General features: G+C 66.4%; 10 protein-coding genes, 1 tRNA gene and 2 pseudogenes. 12 read left to right on the plus strand and 1 reads right to left on the minus strand.

Annotated elements, in window-relative coordinates:
• The 3 genes and pseudogenes from tuf to Q7S93_RS17615 all read left to right on the plus strand — a co-directional run.
• Positions 1-363, plus strand: a pseudogene (tuf, locus tag Q7S93_RS17605) (elongation factor Tu); the annotation flags it as partial.
• Between the two features lie 189 nt (positions 364-552).
• Positions 553-1,764, plus strand: a complete 1,212-nt coding sequence (locus Q7S93_RS17610; protein WP_304715900.1) for a GNAT family N-acetyltransferase — start codon at positions 553-555, stop codon at positions 1,762-1,764.
• A gap of 10 nt (positions 1,765-1,774) precedes the next feature.
• Entirely contained in the window at positions 1,775-2,692 is a 918-nt protein-coding gene (locus Q7S93_RS17615; RefSeq protein ID WP_304715901.1) for a transcriptional regulator, read from the plus strand.
• A gap of 29 nt (positions 2,693-2,721) precedes the next feature.
• Here the strand turns inward: Q7S93_RS17615 and Q7S93_RS17620 are convergent, their stop codons facing one another.
• Entirely contained in the window at positions 2,722-2,934 is a 213-nt protein-coding gene (locus tag Q7S93_RS17620) for a hypothetical protein (RefSeq protein WP_304715902.1), read from the minus strand.
• 214 nt (positions 2,935-3,148) lie between these two features.
• On the opposite strand from Q7S93_RS17620, the gene Q7S93_RS17625 reads away from it, so the two are divergent.
• The 9 genes and pseudogenes from Q7S93_RS17625 to Q7S93_RS17665 form a co-directional block, all read left to right on the plus strand.
• Positions 3,149-3,224: transfer RNA gene (locus tag Q7S93_RS17625), tRNA-Trp, on the plus strand.
• An 86-nt stretch (positions 3,225-3,310) separates the two neighbouring features.
• Positions 3,311-3,616, plus strand: a complete 306-nt coding sequence (gene secE, locus Q7S93_RS17630; protein WP_304715903.1) for a preprotein translocase subunit SecE — start codon at positions 3,311-3,313, stop codon at positions 3,614-3,616.
• 6 nt (positions 3,617-3,622) lie between these two features.
• Positions 3,623-4,189, plus strand: a complete 567-nt coding sequence (gene nusG, locus Q7S93_RS17635) for a transcription termination/antitermination protein NusG (RefSeq protein WP_304715905.1) — start codon at positions 3,623-3,625, stop codon at positions 4,187-4,189.
• Between the two features lie 371 nt (positions 4,190-4,560).
• On the plus strand, positions 4,561-4,992 hold the full coding sequence (gene rplK / locus Q7S93_RS17640) for a 50S ribosomal protein L11 (protein WP_304715908.1): 432 nt from the start codon (positions 4,561-4,563) through the stop codon (positions 4,990-4,992).
• Between the two features lie 5 nt (positions 4,993-4,997).
• A complete protein-coding gene (rplA, locus tag Q7S93_RS17645; protein ID WP_304715910.1) occupies positions 4,998-5,687 on the plus strand; it encodes a 50S ribosomal protein L1 in 690 nt (229 codons plus the stop codon).
• A gap of 438 nt (positions 5,688-6,125) precedes the next feature.
• Positions 6,126-6,641, plus strand: coding sequence for a 50S ribosomal protein L10 (rplJ, locus tag Q7S93_RS17650; RefSeq protein WP_304715914.1), 516 nt, complete (start codon positions 6,126-6,128; stop codon positions 6,639-6,641).
• 45 nt (positions 6,642-6,686) lie between these two features.
• On the plus strand, positions 6,687-7,067 hold the full coding sequence (gene rplL / locus Q7S93_RS17655) for a 50S ribosomal protein L7/L12 (RefSeq protein WP_293317149.1): 381 nt from the start codon (positions 6,687-6,689) through the stop codon (positions 7,065-7,067).
• A gap of 124 nt (positions 7,068-7,191) precedes the next feature.
• Complete coding sequence (locus Q7S93_RS17660; protein WP_304715919.1) at positions 7,192-7,755, plus strand: GNAT family N-acetyltransferase; 564 nt, start codon at positions 7,192-7,194, stop codon at positions 7,753-7,755.
• A gap of 301 nt (positions 7,756-8,056) precedes the next feature.
• A pseudogene (locus tag Q7S93_RS17665) lies at positions 8,057-9,804 on the plus strand (DNA-directed RNA polymerase subunit beta); the annotation flags it as partial.

The following is a 9,804-nucleotide window of genomic DNA, read 5'->3' on the forward strand; positions in this document are numbered from 1 at the left end:
GTGGGCGTGCTGCTGCGCGGCACCAAGCGTGAAGACGTCGAGCGTGGCCAGGTGCTCTGCAAGCCGGGCTCGATCACGCCGCACACCAAGTTCGTGGCCGAGGCCTATATCCTGACCAAGGAAGAGGGGGGCCGTCACACGCCGTTCTTCACCAACTATCGTCCGCAGTTCTACTTCCGGACGACGGACGTGACCGGGATCATCAAGCTGCGCGAAGGCGTGGAAATGATCATGCCGGGCGACAATGCCGAGCTGGACGTTGAGCTGATCACCCCGATCGCCATGGACCAGGGCCTGCGCTTCGCCATCCGCGAAGGCGGCCGCACGGTCGGCGCCGGCGTGGTGGCCAAGATCGTCGAATAGTCCAGGCCTCAAACCTGTGACCTAAGGCCAAGGCCGCCGGGGGAAACCCCGGCGGCCTTTTCCGTGGGCGAGGGGGAACGGCGCCGACCTTTCCTTTTTCGCAACCCCTGCGTGGTTCTCTGCCGGGAACGGCGCGTGTCTTGCAGGTTGAGCAACCTGAGGGTGCGTAAGCGGGGAGAGGGCGCCAGAATGGGAGCCGGGATCAGCGTCGAGACGCGGCGGGCCAGTGAGCTCGATCCGCAGGCCCGCGCCCTGTGGGCGCAGTTCCGCAGCAGTGATCCGGCCCTGGCCAGCCCCTATTTCGACTTCCGCTATATCCTGGCCGCCGGCGAGACCGCGCCTGGCGCGGAGGTGGCGATCATTCGCCGGTCCGGCGCCATCGTCGCCTTCCTGCCCTTCCAGCGCCGGGGCGGCGCCATCCAGCCCATGGGCGCGCCGCTGACCGACTATCATGGGCTGGTGGCCCAGCCCGGCGCCGATATCGACCTGAAGGCGGTGCTCGAGCACCTGCGCGTCCGGCGTTTCCGCTTTGGCGGACTGGTGGGCGGCCAGGGGCGGGCGGTCAACGCCGCAGCGCCCAAGCCCGCCATGATCGCCGACCTCACCGGGGGCTATGAGGCCTATCTGGCGGGCCGGCGGGCGGCCGGGCAGGGGAGCTTCCTGAAGGACAAGCGCCGCCGCCAGCGACAGCTGGCCGAACAGGTCGGGCCTTTGAGCTTCAGCCTGTCAGCCGATCCCGACCTCCTTGAGACGATCATTACCGAGAAGCGCGCCCAGTGGCGGCGCACGGGCCAGCACGATGTCTTCTCCGCCGACTGGACCCAGGCGCTGCTGCGGCGCCTCACCTGCGACCCGGATGATGACTTTGGCCTGCGGATCGCCGTGCTGAGGGCTGGGGACAAGATCGTGGCCGCCGAGGCGGGCCTGCTGTCGGGCTCGGTCTATCACCTGTGGTTTCCGATCTACGACCCGGAGTTCGCACGCTATTCCCCGGGCGCCCTGATGACGCTGGAGACCCTCCGAGTTCTGGCCGGGCAGGGGGTGGCCTTCGCCGACTTTGGGCCTGGCGTCGAGGACTACAAGCGCGCCTTCGCCGACGAGGGCGGTCAGGTGGTCGAGGGCGATGTCACCGCCGATCCCTTTATCGAAGGCCTGCGGGGCCTGGTGCGCCAGACGGTGGCCGGCTCGCCCCAGCTGCATGACCGGCTGCGCGCCCTCTACCAGCGCCTCGACCGGCGCCTGGACCGCATCTCGGCCTGCGAGCCGCGCCTGAACGGACAGATTTCCGCCGCCGGCCGCTCCCTGGGCCACATCGGCCGCCGGCATCGCCGGATCGGGGCAGGGCTTGGACTTGGATTGTGGCTCGCCGGCGCCACGGCCGGAATGCTCATACTGGATTGAAGGAACGACCATGATCGCCGACGCCGTTTCGGATCGCCTCATCCCCGCCTGGACGCCCGAGCAGAAGCGCGACTTCCGTAAGGCGCCGATCACCTTCGGCCATCGCCTGGCGCAGACCGGCCTGTTCGAGGACGAGGCGCTGGCCGCCTTGCTCGACCGCTATCCCGCCGAGCTCTACGACATCAACCTGTTCGATTATGACGACGAGGGGCAGGCGACCATGCGCACCGGCGTGCGGGGCCGGCTGCCAGGCGAGAAGGTGCTGGAAGGTATCAAGGACGGCCGGGTGTGGGTGCAGCTGCGCCGGATCGAGCAGCACTATGAGGCGCTGACTCCGGTGATCCATGGCGCCTTCCGGGAAATCGCCCGCGAGGCGGCGGGCTTCAAGCCGGTGCAGCTGAACGGCCAGCTGATCCTGTCTGCGCCTCAGGCCAAGGTGCCCTTCCATGCCGACGCCCCGGGCGTCTGCCTCTTCCACATGCGCGGGCGCAAGCGCATCTGGATCTATCCGGCCGACGAGGCCCACATGCCCCAGACAGGCATGGAGAATATCATGCTCAAGCAGCAGACCGAGGACCTGCCCTATCGCCGCGACATGGACGCCGCAGCCCAGGTGTTCGACCTGGAGCCCGGCCTGGCGGCCACCTGGCCGCTGCACGCGCCGCACCGCATCGAGAACCAGGAGGGCTTCAACGTCTCCCTGTCGGTAGACTACCAGACCTGGGGCACGCGGATGACCAATGGCGCCCACTACGCCAACGGCATTTTCCGGCGCAAAGGCCTGCCGGTGGCGGCCATGACCCACACGCCCATGCCGGCGCGGGCGGCCCTGTGGGCCACCTCCCTGGCGCTCAAGCGGGCCGGCCTGGTGGAGGACCGGATCGCCAACCTCGACCGCAGCTTCGAACTGGACGGCGTCAAGACCTGAGGCCGCGAGCGGGCTGACGGCTCCGGCGATCAGTCGCCGCGATCGGCCTCCGAATCGGCCGGTTCCGGGGCGCCCTCGTTGGGGGCGCCTGTGGTCGGATCGGTGCGGGTCTTGTGCGACTCGGTCGAGGATTTCGAGCCTTCGGGCACATAGGCCGAGGTCGGCGGCGAGCCCGGACGCTGCTCCTCGTCCCGGTTGCGGTCGTCGGCGGGCTTGCCGGGGGCGGGATTGGACGTGGTCATGGCGATCCTCGCAGGAAACTCTGGAAAACTCTGGGGGCGAGGGAACGCCGCAACGCCGTCCTTTGATCCGCCTTGCCCGTGCGGGGGACCCCTGCTAAACGAGCCGGCTCCGGCGATCGGCCGCGCGCCGGCGGGCTTTCCGCCTTCCGGCGCGTTGTCTATTGTTCGGAGCAGTCGTCCCACGGCCCCCTGCGGGCCAAGGGTTGCGGCGCGTAGGAGTGTAGCTCAGCTGGTAGAGCATCGGTCTCCAAAACCGAGGGCCGGGGGTTCGAGTCCCTCCACTCCTGCCACCGCCGCCAGGACGCTGTCGTGTTAGAACCGCGCGGGCGGGTTCCTTCCCGGAACGCCGCCCTCAAGTAGAAAGTCGCTATCCTCGATGGCCAGGAAACCGGGCGCTACGCCGCAAGCGATGAGGAACCGCGCCGCCAAGACGGCCGCGGCCATGTCCTCGGGCTCGCCGCTCGCCGACTCCGCGCCGAAAAAGAAGACCAGCCCCGGTCAGTTCGCCCGAGAGGTCCGCGCCGAAGCGCGTAAGATCACCTGGACGACCCGCAAGGAGACCTGGATCACCTCGGTGATGGTCGGGATCATGGTCGTGCTGGCCGCGATCTTCTTCTTTGGGGTGGACTTCATCATTGGCTGGGTGATGGGCTTGATCCTCCAGTTCGCCAACGCGGGATAATCGAGAATGAACGCTGAAACCGCGGACGCCGTCGCGCCGAACAATCACAAGTGGTACATCGTCCACGCCTACTCGAACTTCGAGAAGAAGGTGAAGGAGGCCATCCTCGACCAGGCCCGCAACCAGGGTCTTGAGGATCAGTTCTCCGAAGTGCTGGTGCCCACCGAGGACGTGGTCGAGATCCGCCGCGGCCGGAAGATCAACACCGAGCGCAAGTTCTTCCCGGGCTATGTGCTGGTGAAGATGAACCTCACCGACGAGGCCTATCACCTCATCAAGAACACCCCGAAGGTCACGGGCTTCCTCGGGTCCGGCGCCAAGCCGCTGCCGGTCTCCGAAATGGAAGTGGCCCGGATCATCGGCGCCATCGAAGAGGGCGTCGAACGGCCCAAGCCGACCATCAGCTTCGAGATCGGCGAGCAGGTTCGCGTCACCGACGGCCCCTTCGCCAGCTTCAACGGCTCGGTGGAGCAGGTCGACGAGGAACGCGCCCGTCTCCGCGTCACCGTCTCCATCTTCGGCCGCGCCACCCCGGTCGAACTCGAATACGGCCAGGTCGAAAAGACCAGCTAGTCGGGCTTTCGAGTGTTCAATGCCTTCGCGGACCGATGCCGAGGCGAGAAGTCGAACCACGAAGGACACAAAGAGCACAAAGGCCTCGATGCGCGCATCGAGGCGGTCGGCCGGACATATCTCTTCAATGTGCCGTTGTTTCGTCAGGGCGTTCGCCGCTTTGTTCTCTGAGCCTTCGTGCTCTTTGTGTTCTTTGTGGTGAACGACACCTTCCCCCTGACGCAGCTTGCCCACCGCGGCCCCCGCTGATAGAAGCGCGGGCTTCGCCGGGCGGCCCTTGGTCGCGCGGCTCAAATCCGTGGGAGGGGGCTGGCCAGCCATAACCCCGCACCACGGCTCAACAGGCCGGACGTCCGGCCAAAGAGGAGAAGATGGCCAAGAAGATTCTGGGCTATATCAAATTGCAGGTGCCTGCGGGCTCCGCCACCCCTTCGCCGCCCATCGGGCCGGCGCTCGGTCAGCGCGGCGTCAACATCATGGGCTTCTGCAAGGAGTTCAACGCCCGCACCGAGAAGGAACCCAAGGGCACGCCCCTGCCGACGGTGATCACCGTCTATCAGGACAAGTCCTTCACCTTCGTCACCAAGACCCCGCCGGCGACCCACTACATCAAGCAGGCGGTCGGCATTAAGTCCGGCGCCAAGCTCACCGGTCGCGAGACCGTGGGCAGCATCACCCGCGCTCAGCTGCGGGAGATCGCCGAGTCGAAGATGAAGGACCTCAACGCCAACGACGTCGAGTCCGCCGCCCGCATCATCGAGGGCTCCGCCCGTTCGATGGGCCTTGAGATCGTGGAGGCCTGAGACCCATGCCTAAGCAAGCAAAGCGCATCCAGGCCTGGACCGGCGACCGTCTGGCCGCTCACTCGGTCGAAGACGCCATCAAGCTGGTCAAGGAAAACGCCAAGGCCAAGTTCGACGAGTCCATCGAGATCGCCGTCAATCTGGGCGTCGATCCCCGCCACGCCGACCAGCAGGTCCGTGGCGTCGTGAACCTGCCCTCGGGCACCGGCCGCGATGTCCGCGTCGCCGTCATCGCCAAGGACGCCAAGGCTGACGAAGCCACCGCCGCCGGGGCCGACATCGTCGGCGCCGAAGAGCTGGTGGAACGCATCCAGGGCGGCTTCATGGACTTCGACCGGGTGATCGCCACGCCGGACATGATGGCCCTGGTGGGCCGTCTGGGTAAGGTGCTCGGCCCCCGCGGCCTGATGCCGAACCCCCGCGTCGGCACCGTGACGCCCAACGTGGCTCAGGCCGTGAAGGACGCCAAGGGCGGCGCCATCGAGTTCCGCACCGAGAAGACCGGCATCATCCACGCCGGCATCGGCAAGGCGAGCTTCTCCGACGACGCCATCCTGGCCAACGTCAAGGCCCTGGTGGACGCCCTCAACAAGGCCAAGCCCTCGGGCGCCAAGGGCACCTATGTGAAGAAGATCAGCCTGTCTTCGACCATGGGCCCCGGCTTCCGGATCGAGACCGGTTCGGTCGGCGCCTAAACGCCTTCGCACCGAACAGACGACCCAAGGGGGCTGCGGCGACGCGGCCCCCTTTTTCGTGGGCGTGGGTGCGCTCATGGCGCGGGGCGTTGCGCGCGGGGCCTGCGTGCTGTATGAGCCGCGCCTCTGAGGTTTCGCCGCTCCGCAAGGAGGGGCGGGGACTGGAGGTCTCCCGCAAGGGGGCTTCCGATCCTGTCCAAGAACTGCGGGGTCCAGGGGTCGCCTGGACCATAAGCGTGGAAGAGCCCTTCCACACTCGCGGGGAGACGGGAAGATGACGCCGACAAGGCCCATTTCCGCATGGCGGACATAGGGCGCGACGGCTGCGGCTTCTCTCAAAGGACAGGCTTGACGGTTCCAGGTGGGGGCTTCCCCAACCCGTGACCGTCCAACGGCGTCTGGAATAGTCCAGGCGTCGCACCTGAGTAGGAGACCGCAATGGACCGCGCTCAAAAGCAGGACGCGATCGAGACGCTGAAAAGCGTCTTTGCCGAATCCGGCGCCGTGGTCGTGACCCACAATCTGGGTCTGACCGTTGCGGAAATGACGAATCTCCGGGGCCGCCTGCGTGAGCAGGGCGCCCAGCTGAAGGTGGTGAAGAACACCCTGGCCCAGAAGGCTCTGGACGGCTCGGTTGGCGAGGAGGGCGACGCCCTTTTCACTGGCCCCGTCGCCATCGCCTACGGCCCGGATCCGGTCTCCGCCGCCAAGGTCGCCACCCAGTTCGCCAAGGAAAACGACAAGCTCGTGATCATGGGCGGCCTGATGGGCACGCAGGTTCTGGACAAGACCGGGGTGAGCGCACTCGCGACTCTGCCCTCGCTCGACCAGCTCCGCGGCAAGATCATCGGTCTCGTCCAGGCGCCCGCGACCAAGATCGCCGGCATCCTGCAGGCGCCGGCCGGTCAGCTGGCCCGCGTCATGGGCGCATACGCCGCCAAAGACGCCGCCTGATCGTCATTTTCCCGACACCCCCAATCTCTCAAGGATCAAAATCCCATGGCTAACCTCGAAAAGATCGTCGAAGACCTGTCGGCTCTGACCGTCCTGGAGGCCGCTGAGCTCTCCAAGATGCTGGAAGAAAAGTGGGGCGTTTCCGCCGCCGCTCCGGTGGCCGCTGCGGCCCCCGCCGCCGCCGGCGCCCCGGCTGAAGCCGCCGAAGAGCAGACCGAGTTCACCGTCGTCCTGACCGGCGGCGGCGACAAGAAGATCAACGTGATTAAGGAAGTTCGCGGCGTGCGTCCGGACCTCGGCCTGAAGGAAGCAAAGGACCTGGTGGAAGGCGCTCCCCAGAACATCAAGGAAAACATCTCCAAGCAGGAAGCTGAAGAGATCAAGAAGAAGCTCGAAGAAGCCGGCGCTTCGGTCCAAATCAAGTAGGACTAAAGCGGCGCATCTCGCGTCTCTTTCGCGGGCCCGGGGGGAAACCTCCGGGCCCGTTTCCGTGCCTGACGGGCTTTCGCGATAGCTTTCGCGGCGATCCATCTGGCGCGATAGTCGAGCCATGACCGTCACGCTCGAGACTCCAAGCCTGGACCTTCTGCCCGCCTATGCCGACGCCCTGCGGCGGGGCTGGTCGGCCGACAATCTGCGCGGCAACGCCGCCGCCGCTGAGGAGCTGGAGCGCATCTCCGCCGACCCTGAGGCCTTTGTGCGATCGCTCGACAATCCCGACGGCGGCGGACCGCCGGTCCTGCGGATCGACGGAAGCCATGGTCCCCGCCTGCCCAGCCTCCGGCGGTGGATCTGGGATGACGGGTTCTGCGGCTCCATCGGCCTGCGTTGGGGCCCCGGGGGCGGACCGCTGCCGGACTGGTTCCCCTATGGCCACATCGGATACGCCGTGCCGCCCTGGCGGCGGGGGCGGGGCTACGCCTCTCAGGCTCTGGCCCTGATGCTGGAGGAGGCGAGGGGGCGGGGACTGGACCATGTGGAGCTGACCACCGACGCCGACAATCCTGCCTCCCAGCAGGCGGTGATCAAGAACGGCGGATATGTGCTGGCGCGCGAAACGGGGGGGACGCTGCACGGCGGCGCCGAGATTGTGCGCTGGCGTATTGATCTGTAGGCGCGGCCATCTGCCCGGTTCCACAGCCGCCCCAACTTTTCTGTGGAAAGGGGCTTCCCAAGGGGTTGTAAAAGTCCTATCTGGCGAGCTTCGCGAAATTCCGATTCAGCTAAGACGCGAGTCTTCGCACGTTCCGTCTCCGAGGCATGGTCCGTCGCCCTCCGACCATGCGAGGGAGCGTCCCCGACGTAAAGGGGACATTTCCAGCGTCCGGCCCCCGGCCTCGGGGGTTTTGAGGGTGGACGCAGGATGACACTTACGGCGCGCTGGCCTGACGCCCGCGCGCGCTCAAGGGAATAACATGGCGCAATCCTTCACCGGCAAGAAGCGGATCCGGAAGTCTTTCGGCCGCATCCCCGAAGCTGTGCAGATGCCGAACCTGATCGAGGTTCAGCGCTCGTCCTACGAACAGTTCCTGCAGCGTGAAGTGCGCCCGGCCGATCGCCGGGAAGAAGGGGTCGAGGCGGTCTTCAAGTCCGTCTTCCCAATCAAGGATTTCAACGAACGCGCCGTGCTCGAATACGTGTCCTACGAGTTCGAGGACCCGAAGTACGACGTCGAGGAATGCGTCCAGCGCGACATGACCTATGCCGCGCCGCTGAAGGTGAAGCTGCGTCTCATCGTGTTCGAAACCGATGAAGAGACCGGCGCCCGCTCGGTGAAGGACATCAAGGAGCAGGACGTCTATATGGGCGACATCCCGCTCATGACGGAGAAGGGCACCTTCATCGTCAACGGGACCCAGCGCGTCATCGTCTCCCAGATGCACCGCTCGCCGGGCGTCTTCTTCGACCACGACAAGGGCAAGACCCACTCGTCGGGCAAGCTGCTGTTCGCCGCCCGCGTCATTCCCTATCGCGGCTCCTGGCTCGACTTCGAGTTCGACGCCAAGGACATCGTCTATGTCCGTATCGACCGCCGCCGCAAACTGCCGGCCTCGACCTTCCTCATGGCGCTCGGCATGGACGGGGAAGAGATCCTCTCCACCTTCTATGAGACCGTGACCTTCGAGAAGCGCGAAGGCGGCTGGGCCACCCAGTACAAGCCCGAGCGCTGGCGCGGCGTGAAGCCGGAGTTTCCGCTGATCGACGGCGAGACCGGCGAGGAAGTGGCCCCGGCCGGCCAGAAGATCTCGGCCCGTAACGCCAAGAAGTTCGCCGATGCGGGCCTCAAGGTGCTGCTGCTGGCGCCCGAGGCGCTCACCGGCCGCTATCTGGCCAGCGACCTAGTCAATCACGAAACCGGCGAAATCTACGCCGAGGCCGGCGATGAGCTGGACGTGGCGCTGCTCGGCTCGCTGGAAGAGCAGGGCTTCACCAAGTTCGACGTCCTCGACATCGACGAGGTCAATGTCGGCGCCTACATGCGCAACACCCTGCGCATCGACAAGAACACCACCCGCGAAGACGCGCTGTTCGACATCTACCGGGTCATGCGTCCGGGCGAGCCGCCGACGGTGGAAGCCGCCGAGGCCATGTACAACAGCCTGTTCTTCGATTCCGAGCGCTACGACCTGTCTTCGGTCGGCCGCGTGAAGATGAACATGCGCCTGGAGCTGGACTGCCCCGACGACGTCCGCGTCCTGCGCAAGGCCGACGTCCTGGCCGTGCTCAAGACCCTGGTCGGCCTGCGGGACGGCCGCGGCGAGATCGACGACATCGACAACCTCGGCAACCGCCGGGTCCGTTCGGTGGGCGAGCTGCTGGAAAACCAGTACCGCGTCGGCCTGCTGCGCATGGAGCGCGCCATCAAGGAGCGCATGAGCTCGGTCGATATCGACACGGTCATGCCCCATGACCTGATCAATGCGAAGCCGGCCGCCGCCGCCGTGCGGGAGTTCTTCGGCTCCTCGCAGCTGTCGCAGTTCATGGACCAGACCAATCCGCTCTCGGAAATCACCCACAAGCGCCGCCTCTCGGCCCTTGGCCCCGGGGGTCTGACCCGCGAGCGCGCCGGCTTCGAAGTCCGCGACGTGCACCCGACCCACTACGGCCGGATCTGCCCCATCGAGACGCCGGAAGGCCCGAACATCGGCCTGATCAACTCGCT

Source organism: Phenylobacterium sp. (assembly GCF_030646615.1).
Lineage (GTDB): Bacteria > Pseudomonadota > Alphaproteobacteria > Caulobacterales > Caulobacteraceae > Phenylobacterium.

Bases quoted from the DNA above. Each gene is read 5' to 3' on its own strand.
- Q7S93_RS17610 (WP_304715900.1), top strand. From the start codon at position 553: ATGGGAGCCGGGATCAGCGTCGAGACGCGGCGGGCCAGTGAGCTCGAT.
- Q7S93_RS17615 (WP_304715901.1), top strand. From the start codon at position 1,775: ATGATCGCCGACGCCGTTTCGGATCGCCTCATCCCCGCCTGGACGCCC.
- Q7S93_RS17620 (WP_304715902.1), bottom strand. From the start codon at position 2,934: ATGACCACGTCCAATCCCGCCCCCGGCAAGCCCGCCGACGACCGCAAC.
- secE (WP_304715903.1), top strand. From the start codon at position 3,311: ATGGCCAGGAAACCGGGCGCTACGCCGCAAGCGATGAGGAACCGCGCC.
- nusG (WP_304715905.1), top strand. From the start codon at position 3,623: ATGAACGCTGAAACCGCGGACGCCGTCGCGCCGAACAATCACAAGTGG.
- rplK (WP_304715908.1), top strand. From the start codon at position 4,561: ATGGCCAAGAAGATTCTGGGCTATATCAAATTGCAGGTGCCTGCGGGC.
- rplA (WP_304715910.1), top strand. From the start codon at position 4,998: ATGCCTAAGCAAGCAAAGCGCATCCAGGCCTGGACCGGCGACCGTCTG.
- rplJ (WP_304715914.1), top strand. From the start codon at position 6,126: ATGGACCGCGCTCAAAAGCAGGACGCGATCGAGACGCTGAAAAGCGTC.
- rplL (WP_293317149.1), top strand. From the start codon at position 6,687: ATGGCTAACCTCGAAAAGATCGTCGAAGACCTGTCGGCTCTGACCGTC.
- Q7S93_RS17660 (WP_304715919.1), top strand. From the start codon at position 7,192: ATGACCGTCACGCTCGAGACTCCAAGCCTGGACCTTCTGCCCGCCTAT.